A 493-nucleotide genomic window follows, 5' to 3' on the forward strand; every position below is an offset into this window, starting at 1 on the left:
AAAAAGCCGAAACAAATTAAATAAAAAATCTTTTGCACACGTTAATAAAAGACATTGAAAATCTATAAAAGTTTAACTGCATACTTATTGAATTATCCAAAAATTATAATAGTCTCTGCGTTGCAAAGCTTCCTTATTTACAAGAAATCCAAAGATTAACACGCCTCATAAAAGGCAAAAGTAAAGGAGAAAAGAAATGAAAATTAAAATCAAACTGAGCATTTTGATGATCGCAATTGTAGCGGTCAAAGCCGGAAAGGAATACGAGTGTTTCAGTTACGCCCCTTCGCTAAAAGAAAATATACAAATAGCCATAGCCAATATTCCCATAGGCAGTTCTCCTACAACATGGTCGGTAATGGTCGGTTCAGTCGAATCTTACATAATGAAAGAAGTTAATGCGATGAAGCTGTTTGTCATTATACTGGGGTCGATAGCAATTGTATTAGCGATGGTAATTATCTACTTTGTCCTTAACAGCACTACAGCCCCA

At 34.7% G+C, this 493-nt stretch carries 1 protein-coding gene; it reads left to right on the forward strand.

What is annotated here, in order from left to right:
- Window positions 1-196 precede the first annotated feature (196 nt).
- Window positions 197-493: hypothetical protein (locus ACYVRA_RS08580; RefSeq protein ID WP_461252301.1), on the forward strand; the 297-nt coding region annotated here is incomplete at its 3' end.

This window comes from Treponema sp. R8-4-B8, from assembly GCF_054786175.1.